The organism is Chroococcidiopsis cubana SAG 39.79, from assembly GCF_003991895.1.
In the GTDB taxonomy this organism is placed as follows: domain Bacteria; phylum Cyanobacteriota; class Cyanobacteriia; order Cyanobacteriales; family Chroococcidiopsidaceae; genus Chroococcidiopsis; species Chroococcidiopsis thermalis.
Genome location: NZ_RSCK01000006.1, coordinates 101,403 through 122,697 on the forward strand (window position 1 = coordinate 101,403; position 21,295 = coordinate 122,697).

At 46.3% G+C, this 21,295-nt stretch carries 21 protein-coding genes; 11 read left to right on the forward strand and 10 right to left on the reverse strand.

The features are described from left to right. Positions 1-49 precede the first annotated feature (49 nt). A complete protein-coding gene (locus tag DSM107010_RS06055) occupies positions 50-415 on the forward strand; it encodes a ferredoxin thioredoxin reductase catalytic beta subunit (RefSeq protein ID WP_015153070.1) in 366 nt (121 codons plus the stop codon). Between the two features lie 125 nt (positions 416-540). Further along, positions 541-960: a DUF309 domain-containing protein gene (locus DSM107010_RS06060; RefSeq protein ID WP_041462358.1), complete on the forward strand. Its 420-nt coding sequence runs from the start codon at positions 541-543 to the stop codon at positions 958-960. Positions 961-980: 20 nt separating this feature from the next. Here the strand turns inward: DSM107010_RS06060 and DSM107010_RS06065 are convergent, their stop codons facing one another. Both DSM107010_RS06065 and bchI read right to left on the reverse strand, forming a co-directional pair. Further along, the gene (locus DSM107010_RS06065) at positions 981-1,277 is read right to left on the reverse strand and encodes a hypothetical protein (protein WP_015153068.1); all 297 of its coding nucleotides are present in this window, start codon (positions 1,275-1,277) and stop codon (positions 981-983) included. Positions 1,278-1,416: 139 nt separating this feature from the next. Next, positions 1,417-2,541, reverse strand: coding sequence for a magnesium chelatase ATPase subunit I (gene bchI, locus DSM107010_RS06070; protein WP_015153067.1), 1,125 nt, complete (start codon positions 2,539-2,541; stop codon positions 1,417-1,419). 703 nt (positions 2,542-3,244) lie between these two features. Here bchI and DSM107010_RS06075 point away from each other — a divergent pair. After that, positions 3,245-3,418, forward strand: a complete 174-nt coding sequence (locus DSM107010_RS06075; RefSeq protein WP_106169139.1) for a DUF4278 domain-containing protein — start codon at positions 3,245-3,247, stop codon at positions 3,416-3,418. 201 nt (positions 3,419-3,619) lie between these two features. On the opposite strand, the gene pgeF is transcribed toward DSM107010_RS06075, so the two are convergent. Further along, on the reverse strand, positions 3,620-4,504 hold the full coding sequence (gene pgeF / locus DSM107010_RS06080) for a peptidoglycan editing factor PgeF (RefSeq protein ID WP_015153065.1): 885 nt from the start codon (positions 4,502-4,504) through the stop codon (positions 3,620-3,622). 122 nt (positions 4,505-4,626) lie between these two features. Between pgeF and DSM107010_RS06085 the strand changes: the two genes are divergently transcribed. Together DSM107010_RS06085 and DSM107010_RS06090 are read left to right on the forward strand one after the other, a co-directional pair. After that, positions 4,627-5,448: a biotin--[acetyl-CoA-carboxylase] ligase gene (locus DSM107010_RS06085; RefSeq protein WP_241994140.1), complete on the forward strand. Its 822-nt coding sequence runs from the start codon at positions 4,627-4,629 to the stop codon at positions 5,446-5,448. 190 nt (positions 5,449-5,638) lie between these two features. Next, positions 5,639-6,919 (forward strand): M23 family metallopeptidase, encoded by a 1,281-nt coding sequence (locus DSM107010_RS06090; protein ID WP_127022576.1) that lies wholly within the window; start codon positions 5,639-5,641, stop codon positions 6,917-6,919. Positions 6,920-7,007: 88 nt separating this feature from the next. On the opposite strand, the gene DSM107010_RS06095 is transcribed toward DSM107010_RS06090, so the two are convergent. Further along, complete coding sequence (locus DSM107010_RS06095) at positions 7,008-7,670, reverse strand: riboflavin synthase (RefSeq protein WP_106168868.1); 663 nt, start codon at positions 7,668-7,670, stop codon at positions 7,008-7,010. Positions 7,671-7,992: 322 nt separating this feature from the next. Here DSM107010_RS06095 and DSM107010_RS06100 point away from each other — a divergent pair, with 322 nt between their 5' ends. Continuing rightward, positions 7,993-8,493: a bifunctional nuclease family protein gene (locus DSM107010_RS06100; RefSeq protein ID WP_015153061.1), complete on the forward strand. Its 501-nt coding sequence runs from the start codon at positions 7,993-7,995 to the stop codon at positions 8,491-8,493. 65 nt (positions 8,494-8,558) lie between these two features. On the opposite strand, the gene DSM107010_RS06105 is transcribed toward DSM107010_RS06100, so the two are convergent. Next, positions 8,559-9,953 (reverse strand): glycoside hydrolase 100 family protein, encoded by a 1,395-nt coding sequence (locus tag DSM107010_RS06105; protein ID WP_015153060.1) that lies wholly within the window; start codon positions 9,951-9,953, stop codon positions 8,559-8,561. Positions 9,954-10,140: 187 nt separating this feature from the next. Next, positions 10,141-11,151 carry a phosphoribulokinase gene (locus DSM107010_RS06110; protein WP_106168871.1) on the reverse strand — a complete coding sequence of 337 codons (1,011 nt, stop codon included), beginning with the start codon at positions 11,149-11,151 and terminating at the stop codon, positions 10,141-10,143. 551 nt (positions 11,152-11,702) lie between these two features. Between DSM107010_RS06110 and petH the strand changes: the two genes are divergently transcribed. From petH to DSM107010_RS06125, 4 genes are all read left to right on the forward strand, one after another. After that, positions 11,703-12,965, forward strand: coding sequence for a ferredoxin--NADP reductase (gene petH / locus DSM107010_RS06115; RefSeq protein ID WP_015153058.1), 1,263 nt, complete (start codon positions 11,703-11,705; stop codon positions 12,963-12,965). A gap of 32 nt (positions 12,966-12,997) precedes the next feature. Further along, a complete protein-coding gene (locus tag DSM107010_RS06120) occupies positions 12,998-14,398 on the forward strand; it encodes a homoserine dehydrogenase (protein WP_127022606.1) in 1,401 nt (466 codons plus the stop codon). Positions 14,399-14,429: 31 nt separating this feature from the next. Next, positions 14,430-14,555, forward strand: a complete 126-nt coding sequence (locus DSM107010_RS42070; protein ID WP_277871314.1) for a hypothetical protein — start codon at positions 14,430-14,432, stop codon at positions 14,553-14,555. Positions 14,556-14,679: 124 nt separating this feature from the next. Then, entirely contained in the window at positions 14,680-15,672 is a 993-nt protein-coding gene (locus DSM107010_RS06125) for an S-layer homology domain-containing protein (RefSeq protein WP_015153056.1), read from the forward strand. A gap of 162 nt (positions 15,673-15,834) precedes the next feature. Here the strand turns inward: DSM107010_RS06125 and DSM107010_RS06130 are convergent, their stop codons facing one another. After that, positions 15,835-16,260 carry a CAAD domain-containing protein gene (locus DSM107010_RS06130; RefSeq protein WP_015153055.1) on the reverse strand — a complete coding sequence of 142 codons (426 nt, stop codon included), beginning with the start codon at positions 16,258-16,260 and terminating at the stop codon, positions 15,835-15,837. A gap of 220 nt (positions 16,261-16,480) precedes the next feature. Continuing rightward, positions 16,481-17,506, reverse strand: a complete 1,026-nt coding sequence (locus DSM107010_RS06135) for a 2-hydroxyacid dehydrogenase (RefSeq protein ID WP_106169926.1) — start codon at positions 17,504-17,506, stop codon at positions 16,481-16,483. Between the two features lie 227 nt (positions 17,507-17,733). On the opposite strand from DSM107010_RS06135, the gene DSM107010_RS06140 reads away from it, so the two are divergent. Continuing rightward, positions 17,734-18,255: a DUF1643 domain-containing protein gene (locus tag DSM107010_RS06140; protein WP_241994141.1), complete on the forward strand. Its 522-nt coding sequence runs from the start codon at positions 17,734-17,736 to the stop codon at positions 18,253-18,255. 346 nt (positions 18,256-18,601) lie between these two features. Here the strand turns inward: DSM107010_RS06140 and DSM107010_RS06145 are convergent, their stop codons facing one another. Both DSM107010_RS06145 and DSM107010_RS06150 read right to left on the reverse strand, forming a co-directional pair. Then, entirely contained in the window at positions 18,602-19,918 is a 1,317-nt protein-coding gene (locus tag DSM107010_RS06145) for a class I SAM-dependent methyltransferase (RefSeq protein ID WP_127022579.1), read from the reverse strand. Positions 19,919-20,033: 115 nt separating this feature from the next. Then, positions 20,034-21,218, reverse strand: a complete 1,185-nt coding sequence (locus DSM107010_RS06150; protein WP_106171335.1) for an NAD(P)H-quinone oxidoreductase subunit H — start codon at positions 21,216-21,218, stop codon at positions 20,034-20,036. Between the last annotated feature and the right edge of the window lie 77 nt (positions 21,219-21,295).

Genomic DNA, 21,295 nt, shown 5'->3' on the forward strand with positions numbered 1-21,295 from the left:
AATGCTTCAAATCTTGTAAACAAAACTTAACGATTCGTCAAGAAAGGTTATGAACACAACAGAAAACAACGCTCTATCGACTGAGAAAAGCCTAGAGGCAATGTGGCAGTTCTCCCAGACTTATGCCAAGCGCACGGGAACATATTTTTGCGCCGATCCTTCCGTGACAGCTGTAGTGGTAGAAGGGCTTGCCAAACACAAAGACGATCTTGGTGCGCCTTTATGTCCCTGTCGCCATTATGAAGACAAGGAAGCAGAAGTACACGCAACTTTCTGGAATTGCCCTTGTGTACCAATGCGCGAACGTAAAGAGTGCCATTGTATGCTGTTCTTAACTCCAGACAACGACTTTGCTGGAGAACAACAGGACATCGATTTAGAATACATCAAAACCGTGCGAGAAAGCATGGGATAGAGAATTCGGAATTCGGAATTCGGAATTCGGAATTGTAGGGGTGGGTTCACCAAAAATCTCTACTTCCATTAGAAAAAGTAGACAAACCCGCCCCTATTTAACAATTGCGTGTGAGGTATAAAATCTTGAATCAAGAGGAACCAGAGGAGTTTTGGCAGGGTGTAGAACAGTTCAATCAAGGGCAGTTCTATGCCTGTCACGATACCTTAGAAGCCTTATGGATGGAAGCAACTGAACCGGAAAAAACTTTCTATCAGGGAGTTTTGCAAGTTGCTGTGGGGCTTTATCATCTAGGTAATAAGAATTGGCATGGGGCAGTCATTTTATTAGGAGAAGGCATTAAGCGGCTAGACAGGTATCCTAGTGCTTATAGCGGGATTGATGTTGATGAATTGATAATTTCTAGCGCCGATTTATTAAAAACACTACAACAAGCGGGTGCAGAAAAGGTGGGTACTTGGCAATTGGGTAAAGATGCGATCGCAACAGAAACTTCTACCTTGCCCCTGCCGAAAATCGTACCAGCTGAGTCAGAGATTGTGTAGGCAGACTTGACTACTCACTTCTACAAATATTGAAACAAGTCAGCAAAACCGTAGAGGCTGAGGATAAATAACAGTACGGCAATAACTTGGGTGGGACGCGCTTGGTAGGTAGGGGCGATCGCCTCTCGTATCCACATGGAAGCCGATACCCCGATTAAGTAACTCCAGGCTAATGCTTGATAAGACCAATGGGGTGAAATTAGCCAAGTCCCCAATAACATCGTTGCCAACAATAACATCAGCATTTCGATCAGCTGGGGTGGATTGTGCTGACAAGAAAAAACTAGAGTGTTCCACCAAATTAGCCAAATTCTCATAGGCAAGTCAAAAGTCAAAAGTTAAAAGTCAAAACTTGTAGGGGCGGATTTTGACTAAAAATTACAGCTAAAGCTGTTAATCTATTTGATAAAGCCGCCCGTACACAAATTAAAATATTTGATCGTGGGGAATTTAAGGCTAGCGATAGCGTCCGCCTGCTTGTCCAATACCATTAGCTTGCGCTGTTTTCTCTGACATTTCATCCGTCGCTGGTTCAATGCCAAACACGCGGCTAAATGCCTTGTCTACTTTGTATCCAGAATCGATCGCCTCTAAGGGGTCTTTCCGCAGTCTGTGACGCAGGCATAGAGTAATGACACGACGAATATCATCTACTGTGACTTCAGTACGACCTTCAAACGCCGCGATCGCTTTAGCTGCGCGGTTGGTTACAATGTCACCCCGCAAGCCATCAACATCAAGTTCGGAGCAAACTTCAGAAATTTTTACCCGCAGATCGTAATCCATTTGTACTGAAGGTAACAACTCTTGAGCCTTAATCAGCTGTTGTTGTAAAGCTTGTTGCTGTGGCTGATATTTGTCAGAAAATTGCAGTGGGTTTTGGTCGAAATCCGACCTTTGTTCCACAATTTGTACCCGCAAGGCTGGTTCTTTTACAGTATGAATTTCTGCGTGCATTCCGAAGCGATCGAGCAGTTGGGGGCGCAATTCACCTTCTTCTGGGTTGCCAGAACCAACGAGAACGAAACGGGCGGGGTGACGGATCGAAATGCCTTCCCGTTCTACAGTATTCCAACCACTGGCGGCGGAGTCTAGCAATACGTCTACAAGGTGATCGTCAAGTAGGTTAACTTCATCGACGTAGAGGATACCGCGATTTGCCTTTGCCAGCAGTCCTGGTTCAAAAGCTTTGACACCTTCAGATAAGGCTTTTTCAATGTCAATCGTGCCGCAAACTCGGTCTTCTGTGGCTCCCAGGGGCAGATCGACCATAGTAATTTTTTTCTTGGCGATGGGAATTTCTGCACCTTGTTCTAACAGTTGCCGTGCTGCATCGCCCATCAGATCGGGATCGCTAGGATGGCTGTTGAACGGATCGTCCGCTACAACTTCAATCTCTGGTAATAAGTCAGCTAAAGCGCGGATCGTGGTGGATTTGCCAGTACCGCGATCGCCCATGATCATTACTCCGCCAATTTTCGGGTCAATAATGTTGAGTAAAAGGGCGAGTTTCATTTCGTCCTGACCCACAATAGCGGTGAAAGGAAACACGACACGACGAGCAGCGGTAGCAGTTGTCACGGGATTACCTATTAAAGTTTTTTCTTAACACCGTCTTTAATTTTGCCACATAATGCAGTGCCACCATTGACACGTAATGCAGTAATGCCAGTAACACCTTATGCAGTGCTAGAGCTTGCAGCAGGCAAATAGAATTCGCAGCTATTGACCAATGTAACGGTTTTGTGGAGCGTAATTCGTGACATTCCTCAGCAGATCTCTCGTGTCGGACTGCATGAAATACAGGCAGGCTATCTGCTGACAAACCCGAGGATAAACATCAAGCTGCGCGTAAGAGATAGAAATCGGTAACAGAGTGTTTCTCATCTACCGCGCTCAAATCAACAATTATACACCTGCTGCTATCCAACCCTAGATCAAACCCCACGCTCTAAACTGGCGGTTTCATCCTCCTGGACAAAAAGTTTGAACCCACGCTGCAACCTTTCCCAGAGTACGTGTAGCCACGGGCAATGAATTGGCGCTTTCAACTTGCAGCTAGTCACAAAAATTCAGAATTCCAAATCCGAAATTCAGAATTATCGAGAGGTAGTTAAGAGTAAGACAACGGTAATTCTTTTCACTGAATGTCTTGCAATTCCTCAGTATTTATATCGCGTTCAGAATCTTTCTGGAAATTAACTTTAGTAAGGAATCTACCACGTTCAAATTTATTTTATTTACACGTTCATCAAACACATATTACCTAAAGGAGAAACAACAAATGCAGCTTTCTTATCGTGGTTTAGCTTACACCAAATCTAATCAATCAGCTCAAGTAGTGACTAAGCAAGTAGCAGGAAAATATCGAGGTGTCAGCTTCGGTTCTCGTCCAACCACACAAGCGATCGCCCCACAACCTACTCAACAATTAAAATATCGTGGATTAGCTTATTAAAGTGAGTAGTGAATATAGCAATTCAAGTTGATTTGTAAACGTGTCCAGTGTAGAGACGTTACATGTAACGTCTCTACACGAGCAATTAATTTCACGATTCATCTAGGATTGCTATAGTAGCTAAGTTAACAACTAATACCCAACAATTAACATCCATTACCAATTACCCATTACCAATTACCAACTACCCATTACCAATGTTTATTGACTAATAATTCCCGACCATTGAACTTTTTTCTGTTTGTCGCGACGATAGGAAAAGAAACGTTCTGGTTCTTGGTAGGTACAGTGAGGAGCGATCGCCACTTGTTCGGGACTAATACCCAATTGCTCTAATTGCAAGGTAATAACCCGCCGGATATCCAACCGGACTCTTTCTGGGTGAGAATCGGGGAATAGAGGAGAGTTGGGTATTTCAGCTAAACAGTCGAGAATTTCGGTTGTGGCATCAGTTGCAGTAATGCTAGCTCCAACTTCAGCTGCTACCTGTCGGGAAACCTGATAGACACTACCCGCGATCGCAGGACCCAAAGCGACGCGCAAATCTTGAATTTTGCTACCTTGTGCTTGCAAACGCGCAATCGCTTGCGGCACAATTTTCATCGCCGTTCCCCGCCAGCCTGCATGAACGGCTGCAACTTGTCCGGTATGGCGATCGGCAATTAATACAGGCGTACAATCGGCACTCGCTACCCAAACTGCCTGTAGCGGCTGTTCTGTGAGCAATCCATCTGCCTCAACTAGGAGCGAGGAGTGAGGAGCGAGGAGTGAGGCAGAATTTTGGATTTTGGATTTTGGATTTTGGATTGAAAATTCTTCCTTGGCTCCCTCAACCCCCTTAGCTCTCTTCTTCCCCTCGCTCCTCGCTCCTCGCTCCTCGCTCCTCACTTCAGATGGAGTGACGACAACATTCCCATGTACCTGCTTGACGCGATAAGCCTCGGCTTCTGGGTGTAAAGCTGAGGTCAAGTCATGGGGAGCATGAGGATGAAAATGTCGCGTAAAAAAACCGTGGGGAAATGCTTCTAACAAGCTACAGGATAGATAGAGAAAACCTTCGCAACCGCGCCAATCCCAAGTATGCATGGATTAAATCTAAAAATTAGCAAACAATTAACCAACAAAATGAAACTAAATTAGCCAAGCTGCCATCTAATGTAAAAGCACAGCATGACAGGTTTATTTTCAGCAAATTAATGCTAACTTAATTGACACAGTTTGCACTTGCCAGCGTGACACTAGACCGACAAAAGCTATTAGCAATTCTTGCTCCAATGGTAGCAGAAGCGGATTTTGCTGTAGAAGTTTACGAGAGTCTACCCTCGACCAACCAGAAAGCCTGGAATGCGATCGCGCAGGGGGCAAAACCAGGAACGGTCATCATTGCCGAACGACAAACAGCTGGACGAGGACAATGGGGACGACAGTGGGCTTCGCCAGCAGGAGGTTTATATTTATCTGTAGTCCTAGAGCCAAACTTACCAGTCAACTGCGGCTATCAGTTGACTTTAGCAACTGCTTGGGGCATTGCAACGGCTTTGGGCGATCTCGGTGTTCCGGTAAAATTGAAATGGCACAACGACCTAATTTTGCTAGGACGTAAACTGGGTGGGATTCTGACAGAAACAAAAGTGCGACATGAAAAAATTATTCATGCTGTAGTCGGAGTCGGGATTAACTGGGCTAACCCTGTCCCAGCTACAGGGATCGGTTTGCAATCTTTCTTATCTCAACAACCTTTGGCTGCAATTGACTGCTTAGAAACATTAGCGGCTGTGACACTACAAGGCACAATTTCAGGTTACAAGTTTTGCTCCCCAGGGGGAATCGATACTCTTCTGCCGTCTTACCACAAACTATTTATAAATATGGGACAGCGCCTCACCGTAGAAGGACAAAACGGCGTTGTAGTTGGTATTAGCGATCGCGGCGAACTACGAGTCAGGCTTGACTCTCAATCATACAATTTCAGCCCCAATTCAGAAATTTGTCTCCCCCCTGGTGCTGTGAGTCTGGGTTATGATGGCTAATTGTTTGACAAAGCATAAATATTTCGTTTGTATCGTAAGGAAATAGCAGGGACGAGCAGGGAGCAGCGATCGTCAGTTGTCAGTATATTGGCGGAGCAAGGGAGTAGGGAGTAAGAAGGAACTTACAACTTACCAATGACAAATAACAAATGACAAATAACAAATGACTAACTACTAATTACCAGTTATTATGCCTACTAACTCCAAACATATATTTCTGATCGGTTTTATTAGTATTTCTAGCTTGCTTGGTGGCAACTTAGTCTTAGCTCAGTCAGAAGCCGCGATCGACAATTCATTGGATGCCTCTCCCAGCCCCAGCCTACAAGTCAATTCAAAATCGGTAAAACCGGAGAGATGGCAAAAACTGAGACAACAGCTAGACACTTCACCTGTCAGGCGATCGGCTAACTTGCCCGATCGTCCTGCTCCAGATCCTAGTGGTGCGTACATCGACCCCACAGGATACAGCCTCGGTGCTACCACTGGCTACGAAGCACCAAGCTCAATAGTATTAAAATCCAGAATCTCCGGTTGTCGGGCTGTTGCTAGACCTGGTTTGAGTAGCCTTTGTCGTCCCAGCCTCCGCCAACAGCGGATGAGACAACTAGCTCGTTCTAGAAACTTTGGTAGAAGCGTCGCCCCGCTCGATCGCCACTCGGTTGCCAACGGCATCAGACCAATTCAGCTGGGACCGATCGATATCACTGCTGAAGGCTTTCGCGTGGCGACCAACTTGAAAACCCAGCGTAGCGTTCTCAGCTATCAATACCGCGATCCCGAAGCCAAAGGACAGGGCAATTTCATGTTTCCACTAACAGTTCCCTCTCCCGTCACCTCAGTTTTTGGCTGGCGCGTCCATCCTCTGTTTGGTGATTTCAGCTTTCACTCTGGTACAGATATAGGTGCGCCCCTGGGAACGCCAGTGTTAGCGGCTTATCCAGGTACGGTAGAAGTTGCCGATTATGTCGGTGGCTACGGTTTAACTGTCGTTCTCAACCACAACAAAAATACGCTCCAAACTCTTTACGGTCATTTATCTGAAATTTTTGTCTCCCCAGGAGAAACAATTCCGCAGGGAACTGTTATCGGGCGGGTTGGCAGTACGGGTAATTCCACAGGTCCTCACCTCCACTTCGAGACCCGACAGTTAACTGCCAACGGTTGGATTGTTGCCAACCCTGAAGCATACTTGAAGACTGGGCTAGCACGATTAGATAAAGCTATCCGCTTAGCCAACTCCCAACCAGATCGTCACGAAACGGCGATGCCCGCCACTGTTCGCGAAGCGATCGTCGCCAGCGCCAGCAGTACTCAATTCAACTTTGAAATTAAGCAAGTCGATTTGGATAGCTTAGTTGCCCGCGATCCTGGTGCAGAATTAGAATCTGCCGTAGTCCAGCTAGTTAATGCACTTCGTGGCGATCGCAACGCTGTAAGTAAGAGCGAGGAGTTAGGAGTGAGGGGTTAGGGAAAAGACAAGGGAGAAGCCGTAAGTTTTAAGACGTAGGTATTTCACGCACCAGGCATCACTCTCTTATTCCCTCGCTCCTCGCCCCTCATAGATACCCGTGTTCTACTAAAAATGCTGGCGATAACTCTTCTCTGGCTTGATGAGGAGAGTTGTAATTCAGCAGTTTTTCGACATATTTGCCTAAAATATCAGCTTCTAAATTAACTAGACTACCAGGGCGGAGATCGCGTAAATTAGTGCAATCGTAGGTATGGGGAATGACGGCGACTTTAAACCAATTTCTGGTAGGGTCGAGATCGGCAATGGTAAGGCTAACACCATTGATGGCAATACTGCCCTTGGGAACGATGTAGCGGGCGATCGCTTCTGTTGCAGTAAAGCTCATTTCCCATGAGGTAGCTGTTTCTTCTACCGTTTCCAAGCACCCCGTTCCATCTACGTGTCCCATGACAAAATGACCTCCCACTTTACCACCGACACGCAAAGAGGTTTCTAGATTGACATATCCTGCATCAGCTTCGCGCTGTCCCAGGGTAGTACGGCGGAGGGTTTCCGGCGAGGCTGCAGCGATAAATCCTTGGGGTAGAATCTCCATGACCGTGAGGCAAACTCCATCCACCGCAACGCTATCCCCGAGCGCGAGATCTGGCAAAATTAAATTTTTCTGGTCGCTAGAGCAAGTAATTTGATAATAATAGTTGTCTAGCGCTCGAATTTGACCCAAAGCTTGTACTAATCCCGTAAACACAGTTTTTCTCCCAAAAATCGATAATTTTGCCCAGTTTAGCTAGTTTGTCTCATCCGAGCGGTCTTGGATGCAATTTAGACAACTGATTCTGGCAAAATTTACTCACGCTAAATCCATAAATTCAGCTTACAATCAGGGCATACTTAGGATAGGCTATCGTACAGCAAAGAACTAAGGGCAATTCTCTGTCTTTGCTGACAGCAGATCGGAAAAGTTGTTATGTAAGGCTATAAAGTATGTTTATTTTTGCTATACAGAATCAAACACCTTCAACCCCATCTACCAATTACCCTTTGCCTAGAGAGTTTTAGAGGCTACGCAAATGATCGAAATGAAAGTCGCTGGCATTGCTTTAGATGCGGTCAACCGCAGTCCAATCGTGCTGTTGAAAGACGGTAAAGAGCGTAGAGCATTACCCATCTACATCAATCAAGATCAGGCAAAGGCGATTATTGGCGCTTTGGAAAATCAAAAACCGCCCAGACCTCTAACTCACGACCTCATAGTAAATATTCTAGAGGTCTGGGGTATGACCTTGGAAAAAGTCGTCATTCATTCAATTCAGGATGGGACGTTTTACGCAGTTTTGTGCGCCCGCCAGGGTGAGGTCAAAAAAGAAATTGATGCTCGTCCCAGCGATGCGATCGCGATCGCCCTACGCCTGAATAGCCCGATCTGGGTGATGGAGGAAGTGGTAGCTGATGCTTCAATTCCCGTCGATCGCGAAGCAGATGAAGCTGAGCTGAAAGCTTTTCGAGAGTTTCTCTCCAACATTAGACCAGAAGATTTGATTCAAGGAGGTGGCGAGTTTCGTACAGGCTGAAATCAGCGACCAGTTATCAGTGACCAGCGATCGATTACCAATTACCACTGATAACTGTCCGCTGTTCACTGAAATGTAATCCATTCTAAATGCTGCGGGTTCTCCATTAAGTCTTTGGCGACGATATAAGCGGCGATCGTCCAGGTTTGATAGCGCATTGCCTTTTTGCCGACTAAATTGCCTTTTCTGCCATCGTAGTATTCGGGCCAACGATCTTTATCTTTATACTCGCACCAACGTTTTTCGGCAATTCTAATTCCCCGTTCGGCAATACTTTTTCTCCCCACTTTTAAAGCTGCCGCGACTAAAAACCATAACAGAACGGGCCAACTTCCTCCATTATGATAAGACCAACTCACATTTTTTGGGTCGCAACCTGTAATTAATTCCCATTCCTTGTCTTCTATAGCAGGAAAACAAAGCTTCATTGGCATATTTCCAACTAGATCGATCCATCGTTTACCGATCAGATTCATGATCTTTTGAGATTGCGCTTCATCTGCTAACGAGCAAATAACTGACATCAAATTCCCAATTGCAAAGAAGCGAAAATCCATCCGCCCTGGTCCCAGATTCCCAGCGAGATAGCCTCCTTCTTTGGGAACCCAATCAATCGCCCAGGCTTCCAAAGACTCTGGATATATATTGAATTTGTTGCAAATTTCTTCTCCAAATTGCTCGTTTTCGTAGCGATGAATTTCATTCACTTTTTCTAAATCGAGCCAATAATGTTCGCGAATGTGCGTTTTCAATCTTGCCAGTCGCTGCTCGATTTCTGTATGAATGTCCTGTTTATTTTTGGGTAACAGCAATTCATCTGCTGCTAGCAAAGCCGCGTAAAATAGAGCTTGAATTTCTAGCGGACGCTCGTACACTCCCATGCGACGGTCAATCATAAATGCCCCTTCGGGAACTAACAGCGTCGGGTACATATCGAATTGCTTCAGCATGTAGAGATTGAGAATTAACCTAATTCCCCGCTGAAATCCTGCTTCTTGAACTAACTCTTGGTCGCCTGTAGCTCTTTGATAAATCCGTAGTAAAATCAGCCACCACAAACAAGAATCTACAGGTGTCACTCTACCGATTGCCCGTTCGCCAAAATCGGCTCTGACAGCTTGTTTTCCTTCTTCTTCGACTATCTCAAAACTTGCTGGCATTAGACCCATACCTGGTCTTACGCCATCCATATGCGCCCTAACTTCATCGATATTTTTGTCGTTAATCTGTAACTTCAGGGTTTGTCGTAAAAAATTGGCGACAATTTCACCCTGACCTCTAGTTAAAAATGCTAGGGCTGAAGGCACAAAATCGCGAATAAAGCAATGCCCGTAATTGAATTGTTGAGTGCTTTTATCAATTGCAGCAGCTACTGTACCAATTGGTTCATTCTCAAACTTTAAAACCGATGCTTCTAATCTCGTCCACGCCTCACTCAGTAGCTCCTTTTCTGTATACATGAACCAGTTAGTCCCCGCAAATTTTTGAGCAACCTTTATTTTAAAGGGAGTAGGGAGCAGGGAATAGGGGGTAGGGAATAGAAGAGGGACAAGGGAGATAAGGAGGACAAGGGGGACAAGGAAGAATTCAAAAGTTATTTTTCTCCCTCAGCTCCCGATCGCTCCCGATCGCTCCCTCAGCTCTCTTTTAGGCTTTTGCCGAGACTGCCAATTTGATTTCTTTGGCAGTGAGGCTTTCGTAGACTGCTCGCATCTTCAAGCCTGTTAGGACTTGGAATAAACCCGTGCCGTTGTTGGAACCAGGGTATTCGCGGTGCTGGAGCAACAAATGAGTCATTTCACCTTGGTATTTGGTAAAGGTGTTGCTCAGGTGAGTTTCGATGTAAGCAACTTCCTCTAGGTTGTCAAATTGTCCGTCTACTTCTAATACGGAGACGTATTGACCGTAGTAAACGTCCGACCCGTAGAACATTTGCATTCCTGGGTAGGAACAGGTCAGTTTACGTCCGCAAGGTGTCCACTGAATCGTAGAGCCTTCGTCGAATAGGTAGGTTGGTGTCATGCCGTGTACGTCTTCTTTTTGCAGCATCCGCACGCGCAACACTTTCCGCTCTTTGTCTTCTTTGATCAGGTTAGTTGGCAACACCTGAATCACAACATCGGCAAATTCTCTTTGCGGCTCGATGTAAGCGTCAAAATCGGGTTTGCGAGAGTTAATTGCCGCAACCACGTCTTCATAGCGATGACCGCGTTCTGCCATGTCGCGTTGAATTTTCCAAGCGATCTTGACTTCATTGCTGATGTCAAGATAAACGCTGAAATCAAGTAGCGATCGCACCCGTTCGTCATACAGCGGATGCAAGCCCTCAACTACAATGATATGATTTGGCTCGATATGTTCCGGTGGGTCAATGCATCCGGTTTCGTGGTTGTAAATCGGCTTTTCAATTGATTGACCGTTTTTCAGAGCTTTGATTTGCTCGTACATGAGGTCAAAATTATTTGCCTTGGGATTGAGGGCAGTGATTCCTGTTTCTTTGCGCTGTTTGCGATCCAGGCTGTGATAGTCATCTAAGCAAATAACGGTGACTAACTCTTCTCCAAACAAATCTGTTAAACGGCGCAAAAACGTGGATTTACCGCAACCGGAATCTCCGGCTACGCCAATCAAAACCACGCGATCCGGCTTACTGATCATAGGTTTCCTCTAACTGACAAGATGGGCTGTTTTTGTATGTTGTTTGTTTGGCTTACTTGGTAGCCTGGAACTTAATCTGGTAGTCTTAACTTGTATTGCTTGGGTTGCCTCCAAGCTTCAGCTGTTGCGATCGCGCTTCCCGATGGAAGAAATCGCCTGAGAGCTGCTAAGTATTTAGTCCTACTGTTATAGTAGATCCTACCAGAAGGGGATCGCCCTTACAAGGCTACTTTTGGGCTATATCGTCTAGTGGCTTAGTACTTATGCTAAGGTTTTGTTGCACATTTTTATTAAAAAAAACAAAACTCGATCGCTCTTAACATTCTGCAAGTGACTAAATTTGTAGTCTGGTAGAGGAGTTAAGCAAGGAATTTGCCATCCCAGGCGCTCCTTTACGGGTGAGAATAATAAAAGTTCATCACAGCTACTTTTTGGAAGTATTTCTTGCGACTCTTTTTTGCAGAAGCAGAAATCTCTCTCTTAAGAGAGCTGTTTTAGAACACCAATTTTCAGTTTTCAGTAGTGATGTAGGGTTCGGAGAGAGTTAATCGATGTACAATTCCAACGCCGCTGATGCAGCCGCCAACACCGAAGCTGGTAGCCGCGTCTTTGTATACGAAGTGGTGGGCTTACGTCAGAATGAAACAACTGACCAAATGGGCTACCCGATTCGTCAAAGTGGCAGCGTATATATGAGAGTGCCTTACAACCGCATGAACCAAGAAATGCGGCGGATCGCCCGTATGGGAGGCAAAATTGTCAATATTCAACTTCTGACAGTTGATGGCAACGGTAACGGCAAAGCCCCTGCTGTGGCTCCAAAACAAGAAGCAGCAAAAGCTGCACCACAAGAGCAGAAAAAAGCAGAAAATAAAGGCAAGCCCATGACTCAAGCACAGCCAAAGCCTGAGAAAGCCAAACACGCAGATGTCCCCGTCAATACCTATCGTCCCAATGCTCCTTTTGTTGGGAAGTGTCTTTCCAATGAAGAATTGGTTGGTGAAGGCGGAATTGGTACTGTTCGTCACTTAATTTTCGATCTTTCCGGTAGCAATCTTCGTTACCTAGAAGGTCAGAGTATCGGCATCATCCCACCCGGGACAGATAAAAACGGTAAGCCGGAAAAGCTACGGCTATACTCCATTGCTTCCACCCGTCACGGGGACAAAATGGATGACAAAACCGTTTCTCTATGCGTGCGTCAATTGGAGTACAAGCACCCTGAAACAGGCGAGACTGTCTACGGTGTTTGCTCGACTTACCTCTGTCACTTAGAAGCAGGGGCAGACGTGAAGATCACCGGACCCGTCGGGAAGGAAATGTTGCTGCCAGAAGACCCCAATGCCAACGTTATCATGTTGGCAACGGGTACGGGTATTGCTCCATTTAGAGCTTACCTGTGGCGGATGTTTAAGGATGAAGAAAAAGCTGCCAACCCTGAGTATCAATTTAAGGGTTTTGCTTGGTTGATCTTCGGTATTCCTCAAACTCCCAATATCCTTTACAAACAGGAACTAGAAGAGTTACAAGCGCAGTATCCCGATAACTTCCGTCTCACTTATGCCATTAGCCGCGAGCAGAAAAACGCTCAAGGTGGCAAAATGTACATCCAAGACCGAGTAGCCGAACAAGCAGCAGAACTGTGGAAGCTGATCCAGCAAGAAAATACCCACACTTACATTTGCGGTTTAAAAGGTATGGAAGGCGGGATCGACGAAGCACTAGCAGCGGAGGCTGCTAAATCTGGTATCAAGTGGTCGGACTATCAGAAAGAGATGAAGAAAGCCGGACGCTGGCACGTTGAAACCTATTAGTGGTTAGTGGTTAGTGGTTAGTGGCTAGTAGGGTGGGCAATGCCCACCCTACAATTGTTTTTGGCGAACTAAGTGGGAAAGTTGTGGCTTTTAAGGTTGGTTTACTAGGATTAGGTACGGTAGGAACGGGGACGGTTCAGCTATTGCAGGATAGGGCTGGACGGCATTCTCTAATGCAGGAGTTGGAAATTTATCGAGTTGGAGTCCGATCGCTCGATAAGCCCCGTGCGGTCAACCTACCAGATGGAATATTGACGACAGATTTACAGGCGATTGTCAGCGATCCAGAAGTAGAGATTGTCGTTGAGGTATTGGGAGGACTGGAACCAGCGCGATCGCTGATTATGGAGGCGATCGCTCATCACAAGCACGTCGTCACGGCGAATAAGGCTGTTATCGCCCGTTACGGCAATGAAATTTTTGATGCTGCCAACGCTGCTGGAGTTTACGTCATGCTAGAGGCGGCTGTTGGGGGAGGCATTCCAGTCATTCAACCCCTGAAACAAACTCTAGGTGTGAATCGGATTCATGCTATTACTGGCATTGTCAACGGGACGACAAACTATATTCTGACGCGGATGCAAGCGGAAGGCAGTAGTTTTGATGACGTACTGGCAGACGCACAAAAACTCGGATATGCTGAAGCTGACCCTACTGCCGATGTAGACGGTTTAGATGCTGGCGATAAAATCGCTATTCTCGCTTCCTTAGCTTACGGTGGCAGGATCAAGCTACCCGATGTTTACTGTGAAGGCATTCGTCAAGTCAGCCAAACAGATATTGCTTACGCCCACAAACTCGGTTTTACAATCAAATTACTCGCGATCGCCCAAAGAGAAACTCCTTCAGCTCCCTCAGCTTCCTCAGCTCCCTCAGCCCCTCTGCTCTCCGTCCGCGTTCACCCCACTCTCATACCTCAATCGCATCCCTTAGCCAGCATTCACGGGGTCTACAACGCAATTTTGGTGGAAGCCGAACCCCTCGGACAGGTGATGTTTTTTGGTCCTGGGGCAGGGGCAGGAGCAACCGCTAGCGCCGTTGTTTCGGATATTTTAAATGTTGCTGCTGTGTTGAAAACAGGACACTTGGAGACAGAAAGCGCCTCACTCCACCCATTACTCGCTTGCACTCATCAAGACTACTGCGCGATCGCCCCAATGTCAGAACTCGTTACCCGATTTTACGCCCGCTTCCTCACCAAAGACCATCCTGGGGTAATTGGTAAGTTGGGAACTTGTTTCGGTTCCCACGGTGTCAGCTTAGAATCTGTCGTGCAGACGGGAATTCACAAACATTTAGCCGAAATCGTCGTTGTCACCCACAACGTGCGCGAAGGCGATTTTCATCAAGCTTTAGCAGAAATTCGCCAGCTTGAAGCAATTGATAGTATTCCTAGTATTTTGCGCGTGTTGGAAGAGGGGAGTGGGGAGTGAGGAGTGAGGAGTGGGGAGTGAGGAGTGAGGAGTGAGGAGTGAGGGACAAGGGGGAACTCGGGGACCCCACGACCGAAGGGAGTGGGGATTAGGGGGCGAAGGGGGACAAGGAAGACAAGGGGGACAAGGAAGAATAATAATTACTGTCAACCGTTAACTAATGACCAATGACCAATGACTAATGACCAATTGAAAAAATTAGCCTTAAGGTAGTAGATTGAGCGAATTAGTACAAGTAGATTGTCTTAGACACGAAATCCTGATTCGATGGGCGAAAATGCATGACTAATTCCCCACCTCCCGATCCTCGGTCTTCCAGAACTCCTTTAGGATTTGATGAATTTCTTGCAGTCGTGCTAGCTTTAGCTGCGCTCGGCGGAATACTATTTTGGTCGCTGTCTCGTTCGGGGCGAGGTTTTCAGATTCCCAGTATCTTACCGTTGGTGACTGCCCCAGAAGCGCGATCGCCTGTGGCTTTGACTCCCCAGCCGCAAGCTAGCCCCGAACCTAGAGCGGAACTAGCGCCGATTCCCAGTCCTGCCCCAGAAGCGATCGCTCCAGAAACGCCTGTCACGCCTCGCAGACAGCCTGTAGCTCCATTTCCGGCGATCGTCCCTGTTCCCACCACACCAACCACTCCAGCATCCCCAGAACCATCTCCAACCCAACAAGTTAAGTTTCAAGATGTGCCTGCGGATTATTGGGCATATCCATTTATTACAGCTCTTGCCGAGCGTGGCATCGTCAGAGGTTTTTCTGGCGGCTATTACAAGCCTACCGATCCCGTCACTAGAGCTGAGTATGCTGCGATTTTGCAAGAAGCCTTCAATCAATTACCCGGATCTGATACTCAGAGTAAATTTACAGATGTGCCTGAAAATTTCTGGGGAATCCCAGCGATTAATCGAGCAATTCAACTTGGATTTTTACGCGGGTATCCTGACAATACATTTAAAGCTCAACAGGAGATTCCTAGAGCGCAAGTTTTGGTGTCTCTGGCTAGTGGCTTAAATCTTGCACCACCAGCCTTACCAGAGCAAGTCTTGGAGAAATTCTATGTAGATGCAGACCAAATTCCCAATTATGCTAGGGAGAGAATTGCCGCAGCTACCACGGCTGGGTTAGTCGTGAATTATCCTGAAGCTAATCAACTCAGACCTAATATCAAGGCTACCCGTGCTGATGTAGCAGCCAGCGTTTACCAAGCTTTAGTCAGAGCAGGACGGCTCGATCCGATTCAATCTCCCTATATTGCTGGAGTTCAACAGCAGTAAATGGTAAATGGTAGTTGGTAATTGGTAATGGGTAATTGTTCCCCCTGCTCCCTACTCCCTGGTCCCTGATAACTGAAAAAGCGATCGGGCTAAGACAAATCTTATTGGGCGATCGCTTTTATTTGTTTGTGTTTTTATGCAGATCTCCGCTACTGCTGCGGACTATTTCTTGCTACCAACGACTTGACTGGTAATAGCTTGAATTTCTTGCCCCAATTCTTCCCGTGTCTCTACTTTGAGTAGGTAACGATAGACAAACCAAGCAGAATAACCGATCCCGATTAATTCAAAAGTTGGTGCAAGCAGAGGAATATCATTGAGAGCATCTAAGATTGCCAAAACGACTTTGACAGTGACAAATGCTGCCACAATCAAGAGGACAACAGTAATTGGCTTTTGGTTTTCGTTATAAAACTTGGCAATGTATTCTGGTAGTTCGTCCAGAAAGGCTCTGACTTGAGCGCCGAGTTTTTTCAATTGCGCGTTTGACTGAGGCGCGGGAGGAAGCGCCAAGGTGCCTGCGGGTTCGCTAGCTGGCATTCCTTCAGGTGTGGTGGTGTATTCTTGTTGTTGTATCTGAGATTCCATAGTTTTACCTTGTTTTTGACAATGACTACTTTAATATCGCCGATATAGCAACGGTCTGCATGTTCTACCGGACTGATTAGTTTGAAAATCAAAAAATCAAAACGAGTTCTTTGTTATTGATCAAATATACTTAACTTCCACGGACTACTCGATCGACTTCAAGATAGATAAATCAGATCGAGTTCGTCAGCACTCGGATTGTCATAAGTTGTAAATTAAGTTACTTGACATTGGTAGCAACCGCTTGAGGAAACTCTACTTTAATTTGATTAGGACAAGGTTTTCCGCTTTCAAAATCGCTAATATTGGCAAGGGTAGTCTGGGCAATACTAGTCAGTGCGTCTTTGGTAAAAAAGGCTTGATGACCAGTAATCAGGACGTTGGGGAACGTCAGCAACCGCTGTAATACGTCATCTTGCACGATGGTGTTTGAGAGATCTTCAAAAAAAATATCTCCTTCTTGCTCGTAGACATCTAAACCAAGATATCCAATTTTACCGGATTTTAAGCCTTTAATCGCTGCTTTTGCGTCGATCAACGCTCCACGACTGGTATTAATCAGCATTACACCTGTTTTCATCAAGGCGATCGCTTCAGAATTAACTAAATGGTATGTCTCTGGTGTTAGCGGACAGTGAAGGCTGATAATGTCAGTACGGGCAAATAAGTCCTGAAGCGAGACATACTGCACGCCTAAAGCTTGACAGTCAGGGTTTTGATATTTGTCATACGCTAGCACATGACAGCCGCAAGCATGGAGAATTTGCGCGACGATCGCCCCAATCTTTCCAGTACCAACGATCCCCGCTGTCTTGCCGTGTAAGTCAAAACCCATCAAACCTTCTAGCGAAAAATTCCCCTCGCGCACGCGATAATGAGTGCGGTAAATTTTACGATTCAGGGCAAGAATTATCCCTAGAGTATATTCTGCTACTGCATAGGGTGAGTAGGCTGGCACGCGCACGACTGGTAAACCTAATTCAGTAGCAGCGATGATATCTATGTTGTTATATCCGGCAGCACGCAAAGCAATTAACTTCGTACCGCGATCGGCTAGACAAGTCAAGGTTTGACGATCTAATTGGTCGTTGACAAAGACGCAAACTACTGGATAGTCTTTTGCTAAAATGCTCGTTTCGCAGGTCAGACGAGGTTCAAAAAATGCCAGTTCGTGTTTGTATTCGGCGTTAGCAGTTTCTAAAAAGGTGCGATCGTAGGATTTGGTGCTAAATACAGCAACTTTCATCCTTGTTCCTCTACTCAGTACGTCAACAGTGAAAAGTCAAAAGTTAAAAGTTAAAAGTCAAAAAAGCAAACTTTTAGCTGTTGTGCTGTTGTAAAGATGTCATCCTGATGTAGCAAAGCTGCTTTTCATTGTACTTGAGCCAGCAGTCGTTACAGTTCTTTGCGAACTTATTCGTCATTTGTCATTCGTCATTTGTTAGTAGTTAGTTAACTCTTGCGTCTTGCCGAATGAAGATGAGTGCTGCGATCGCACCCGATGGATTGTATCGTTATTCCCTAACTAGAGTTTGGGATACCGATCTACCATGCATTGGCTTTATTATGCTCAACCCCAGTACGGCAGATGCAACCAAAGACGATCCCACGATTCGTCGCTGTATCAATTTTGCTCGTAACTGGGGATACGGAAGCATAGAAGTAGGCAATTTATTTGCTTACCGCGCCACCGATTGGTTAGTGTTGCGAAGAGTCTTCGATCCGGTTGGCTGCGAGAATGACTCTTATTTAATGCGAATGCAGCAAAGTGTCGAGAAAATTGTCATTGGTTGGGGTAACTATGGTAGTTGGCAACAAAGAGATAAATCCGTACTAGGTTTCTTGAGTCAGGGTCAAGTTTTGCATTGTCTAGGAGTCACCCTAAAAGGACAGCCACGTCATCCACTCTATGTTAGAGGGGGTGCAGTCCTAATACCATATCGGGAGCCGGGAGTCGTAGGGGGGGGTTCATGGAAAATTCCTGCGAACAACTAGAAGATCTGCAATTAAACTCGCCCGTACGGGAGTCGGGGAAGAGAGAGTTGCCAAGCTGAGGAAGTTGGGGAAGCTGAGGGAGCAATTCTAGTCACTAGTCACCAGCCGCTAGCCACTGATAACTGATTCAGCCTCCAGCGGCAAATGTAACCAGAATTATTACTGAAAGCAAAATCCCAGGAGTCAAAAGCATTACTAGTGTTAATAGATCGTGGGCGTTCATGATTTTGCTGTTTGATAGCCTTACTTTACTACTCTAATCATTGTGGGGGAAAATTGAATTCTCACCATCGTCAGAGCTATTGATTTAAGATTTCACCTTGTAGAGATGTTACATGTAACGTCTCTACTTTAACCCCATCAAGGGCTGTGCTACTTCTGTCTCAGTGAGTCCCCGGCTTTGAATCAAAACGCCAAATCCGCCTAAACCCATAGGATCGAGCAGTTGATGTAGAGCATCACGCCGCCATAGGACTTGTTGGAGCGATTGGCTTGTGGTTTGAGATAGTGCCGCAATGCGATCGCCCAATCCTAACGCCATCAAAAATAAGCCTTGTTGGGTGAACCCGACTGTTGGCAGTCCGCAGCGATCGCCCCATCGCTGTAGAGCTGTAAAATCAACGTGAGCGGTGATATCTTGTTGTCCGATATTGATATACGGATCGTTGTGGTGATGGTGTTGATAGTAACATTGTAAAGTCCCTTGCGATCGTGCTGGATTGTAGTATCGACTTGCAGGATAACCATAATCAATTGTCAATACATATCCGCACTGCAACTTCTGAGCTACTGATTGCAACCAGTCTAAAGCAGCCAAATTTACCTCGCTGCGATATCCATCTGGATAGGTAGAAGAAGTTATATCGATGCCAACCAAGTCGAAATATTCTTGCAGTCTGGGTGTAGAAAGTTTCTCTGTAATTTCTGTAAAAGGAGAGTGGCTAGTGGCTAGTGGCTGGTGACTAGAATTGCTACTTCCTTGTCCCCCTTGTTTCCCTTGTCCAACATACACCTCTCGCAGCACACCTCGTTCGATCGCAATTTGATGTACGGGTAGTGCGTCTATGAGTTCGTTGGAAAAGAAACAGCCAGCGATCGAATTATCTGGGATTTCTTCTAGACTGCACCAGCGGATGGATCCCCCCGCCGGCAGCGACCCCCTTAAAAAGGGGGTTGTAGAGAGAACATTGCCCCCCTTTTCAAGGGGGGTTGGGGGGATCGTCTTGCCCCCCTTCTCAAGGGGGGTTGGGGGGATCGTCTGCTGCTGTAACTCTCGCAAAGCAGGAGACTGCTCGACAATGATGTAGTCCAGTACGGCGAAAAACTCTGGATAATTCAGCTGGACGTATTTGAGTAAATCTAAAGCCAAAAAACCTTGACCTGCCCCCATTTCTACTAAAGTAAAGGGCTGAGGTTTTCCTAAGATCTGCCACATTTGAACGAACTGCTCTGCGAGCAACTCGCCAAAATCAGCACCCAGATGGGTAGACGTAAAAAAATCACCCTGCTTGCCCATTTGGACGGCTTTAGTCGTGTAATAGCCGCAAGTCGGGTGATATAGCGCTAATTCCATATACTCAGCAAAAGTGATTCGCTGCTGAGAACTGGAGGCGATCGCACGTCGAATCGCCTGCTTCAACTCTAAATTCGAGTCATCTGTCATTTGTCATTTGTATTGATTATTTTTGACTGACGACTTTTGTACGGGCGGGTTCACTAGTTTGTTCTAACTTTGACAAATATTTTAGGTAAACCCGCCCCTACAACTTACGACTTATTTATCGGTCTACCGATCCCATGATGATGTCAATACTACCCAGGATCGTGACGATATCAGCAACCTTCACGCCTCGGAGGATATGAGGCAGAATTTGCACGTTGTTGAAATCAGCTGCGCGGATTTTCCACCGCCAAGGGAAGACATTATCATCGCCGATAATATAAATGCCTAATTCCCCTTTGCCACTCTCTACACGGACGTAGTGTTCGCCTTTGGGAATCTTGAATGTGGGGGCAACTTTCTTACTGATGTATTGGTAATCAAAACCACTCCATTCAGATTTTGGACCAGCTTGCATCCGCTTGGCTTCCAGGTTTTCGTAGGGTCCACCTGGTAGTCCGGCAATGGCTTGGCGCAGAATTTTCACCGATTCGCGCATTTCCCGAATTCGCACTAAGTAACGCGCAAAGCAATCCCCGGCGGTTTCCCAGTGAACGTCCCAGTCGAAGTCGTCGTAGCATTCGTAGTGGTCAACTTTCCGCAAGTCCCACTTTACGCCACTTGCCCGCAGCATGGGACCGGAAAGCCCCCAGTTAATAGCTTCTTCTCTTGTAATCGTGCCTACACCCTCAACACGACGACGGAAAATCGGGTTGTTGGTGATCAGGCGCTCGTATTCGTCTACTTTGGGCATGAAGTAGTCGCAAAAATCGAGGCACTTATCGATCCAGCCGTAAGGTAGATCGACGGCTACACCACCAATGCGGAAGTAGTTGTTATTCACCATCCGGTAGCCTGTAGCTGCTTCCCAGAGGTCGTAGATCATCTCGCGTTCGCGGAAGATGTAAAAGAAAGGAGTTTGAGCGCCAACATCAGCCATAAACGGACCCAACCAGAGTAAGTGATTGGCAATCCGGTTCAGTTCCAGCATGATGACGCGGATGTAGCTGGCGCGTTTGGGAACGGGAATATCGGCTAATTTTTCGGGGGCGTTGACAGTAACAGCCTCATTGAACATCCCCGCCGCATAATCCCACCGACTCACGTAGGGGACGTACATGATGTTGGTGCGGTTTTCGGCGATTTTTTCCATTCCTCGGTGCAGGTAGCCGATGACGGGTTCGCAATCGACCACATCTTCGCCATCCAGAGTCACGATCAACCGCATCACGCCATGCATGGAGGGGTGATGCGGTCCCATGTTGAGTACCATGGGTTCTGTTCTGGTTTCTATCCTTGCCATATGTTTAGCGATCGCTCCTTGACCAATCAGTTATCAGTTAGTAGTAGAGACGTTACATATAACGTCTCTACTACTAA

Excerpts from the sequence above, each read along its gene's own strand:
- DSM107010_RS06055 (WP_015153070.1), top strand. The coding sequence starts at position 50 with ATGAACACAACAGAAAACAACGCTCTATCGACTGAGAAAAGCCTAGAG.
- DSM107010_RS06065 (WP_015153068.1), bottom strand. The coding sequence starts at position 1,277 with ATGAGAATTTGGCTAATTTGGTGGAACACTCTAGTTTTTTCTTGTCAG.
- DSM107010_RS06075 (WP_106169139.1), top strand. The coding sequence starts at position 3,245 with ATGCAGCTTTCTTATCGTGGTTTAGCTTACACCAAATCTAATCAATCA.
- pgeF (WP_015153065.1), bottom strand. The coding sequence starts at position 4,504 with ATGCATACTTGGGATTGGCGCGGTTGCGAAGGTTTTCTCTATCTATCC.
- DSM107010_RS06090 (WP_127022576.1), top strand. The coding sequence starts at position 5,639 with ATGCCTACTAACTCCAAACATATATTTCTGATCGGTTTTATTAGTATT.
- DSM107010_RS06100 (WP_015153061.1), top strand. The coding sequence starts at position 7,993 with ATGATCGAAATGAAAGTCGCTGGCATTGCTTTAGATGCGGTCAACCGC.
- DSM107010_RS06105 (WP_015153060.1), bottom strand. The coding sequence starts at position 9,953 with ATGTATACAGAAAAGGAGCTACTGAGTGAGGCGTGGACGAGATTAGAA.
- DSM107010_RS06110 (WP_106168871.1), bottom strand. The coding sequence starts at position 11,151 with ATGATCAGTAAGCCGGATCGCGTGGTTTTGATTGGCGTAGCCGGAGAT.
- petH (WP_015153058.1), top strand. The coding sequence starts at position 11,703 with ATGTACAATTCCAACGCCGCTGATGCAGCCGCCAACACCGAAGCTGGT.
- DSM107010_RS06125 (WP_015153056.1), top strand. The coding sequence starts at position 14,680 with ATGACTAATTCCCCACCTCCCGATCCTCGGTCTTCCAGAACTCCTTTA.
- DSM107010_RS06130 (WP_015153055.1), bottom strand. The coding sequence starts at position 16,260 with ATGGAATCTCAGATACAACAACAAGAATACACCACCACACCTGAAGGA.
- DSM107010_RS06135 (WP_106169926.1), bottom strand. The coding sequence starts at position 17,506 with ATGAAAGTTGCTGTATTTAGCACCAAATCCTACGATCGCACCTTTTTA.
- DSM107010_RS06140 (WP_241994141.1), top strand. The coding sequence starts at position 17,734 with ATGAAGATGAGTGCTGCGATCGCACCCGATGGATTGTATCGTTATTCC.
- DSM107010_RS06145 (WP_127022579.1), bottom strand. The coding sequence starts at position 19,918 with ATGACAGATGACTCGAATTTAGAGTTGAAGCAGGCGATTCGACGTGCG.
- DSM107010_RS06150 (WP_106171335.1), bottom strand. The coding sequence starts at position 21,218 with ATGGCAAGGATAGAAACCAGAACAGAACCCATGGTACTCAACATGGGA.